The 1834-nt window shown below is 41.5% G+C and carries 2 pseudogenes; one reads left to right on the forward strand and one right to left on the reverse strand.

Annotated features, from left to right (window positions below):
- A pseudogene (locus BA053_RS07750) lies at positions 1 to 495 on the forward strand (hypothetical protein); the annotation flags it as partial.
- Positions 496 to 578: 83 nt separating this feature from the next.
- Here the strand turns inward: BA053_RS07750 and terL are convergent.
- Positions 579 to 1834: pseudogene (gene terL / locus BA053_RS06140) on the reverse strand (phage terminase large subunit); the annotation flags it as partial.

The following is a 1834-nucleotide window of genomic DNA, read 5'->3' on the forward strand; positions in this document are numbered from 1 at the left end:
CCCTCAGGAGTGACTTCTCCTACGCATGAAGGTGGACCAGAGTGGCAACAACGTCTTGATCCTGATCAGAGGGAGGAACTATGCAAAGTTCTTTCTCCTGAGATGAAGGAGAAGCTAAACTCCGGCTTTTTTCTTCCTGAGTACGAGAAGTTACTACACTTACTTTATGTTGATAGTGAGACACTGCGTTCACTTCTTTCTACTTCTGAGGGAGCAGAGCAAGTGTGCTCAGTTCTTCCTCCTGAGAAGGGGAAGCAACTACACTCAGATTTACCTTTTAAGGCAAAAAAAGGCTTACTTTTTAAATTCTTTGATGATGAACAAGAAATTAGTCGTAACGTTTCTACAAGTTCTGCAGATAGTGGTTATTCTTCAGGATTACCTGCTTCTCCTGCTGTGCCACATAAGAAAAGTGTCTCTTCAGAGTTCAAAAAGTGTAGTGTGCAACAGGTAAAGCATATGTCAGAAGCTTTGGAGAAAAATGGAGGTTTTTAGATATATCTTAACCACCCAAGTGTTTTATTAGGGTTGGAGCCAAAATCCCTGACCCTGAAAGCACTGGTGTTAATTTTTCTCATCTATTGCAGATATTGCACCGTACTATCCACTTGATCATCGTGGCGAGTTTCTGGGAACATTAAAATCTCATACTCAAAATCATTGAGCCATACCGCTTGCTGTGGCAAAAAAACCCTGCCAGACTCTATCACCGGAACAATTTGATAAAATCGAGTGAGTTTGTCATTGTGTGGAATTATTTCGATAATCGGTAGATCGCTATTTGCCTTTAGCTCTTGTGTTAATTGTTGACCACTCGTTTTTGCTTCGATCAAAATTGCGTGTGGTGTCCATCTTGCAGCTAGTGACAGAACTTGCTCTTTAAGCTTTGGATACTCAAGCTTTGCGCGATATACATCGAGTAAATAGAATTTATTGCCCACTTTTGTCCAGGTGGTGCAGACGCTAAAGTTGCTCATGCTGCTTGTTGAAACTGCAGTGTCCCAGCTCTGAGTGACATATGAGAGACTATCAGAAAAATTTCTATAGCGCTTCAGCCACTCTCGTTTAATTATACCACTTGAAAGTGGCAGAGGGTTTTGTTGATATTGTGCAGCAAAAGCGTAACTTCCAAGTTCAACCTTTATCATCTCAACTTCTTCTTTTCCTCCATCTAGGTGGTATAGCAACTGACCTTCTTCTCTTAAGTATAGTATTTTTGCAGGTAATGCTGTTTTATTTCTGGTGTACTCATTTATAGTTGACCAAGCTATTCTGGTGACAGGAACAGGAGGCGCTGGCTTTTTGATTGAATAAGTAATCTCCTTATTTTCAGCTATTATTGGTAAACAAATATGATGCCATATGCTTTTCGGTTTGGAGAGAAGGTGTCCGGTCAAATCTTCCAGGTGGAGCCTATGCATCACAAGAACAATTACTCCTTTTTTTCTATTGTTGAGCCTGGCTACTAAAGTCTGGTCAAACCAATTTGTAGCACGCTTTCTAAACGTTTCACTCAAAGCTTGGGCGGGACTCAGTGGATCATCCACGATGATGAAATCACCACCTTCACCTGTTAACGTCCCTCCAACTGACGTTGCGATTCTGTATCCTCTCTGCACTGTTTGAAATTTGTATTTGGTATTCTGATCTTTGGATAGTTCTACCTCTGGAAACACTCTCTATACCAACTAGACTGCATTATGCATCTTGTATCGAGCGAGTGCTTTTCGCTAAGCAGCCGAGAGTAGCTTGCAACTATTATTCTTGCAGTTGGCTGATTTCCCAGTATCCATGCGGGCCACGCAACACTTACACATATGGACTTCATCGAGCG

The sequence above is a fragment of the Wolbachia endosymbiont of Nomada ferruginata genome (assembly GCF_001675785.1).
GTDB lineage: Bacteria > Pseudomonadota > Alphaproteobacteria > Rickettsiales > Anaplasmataceae > Wolbachia > Wolbachia pipientis.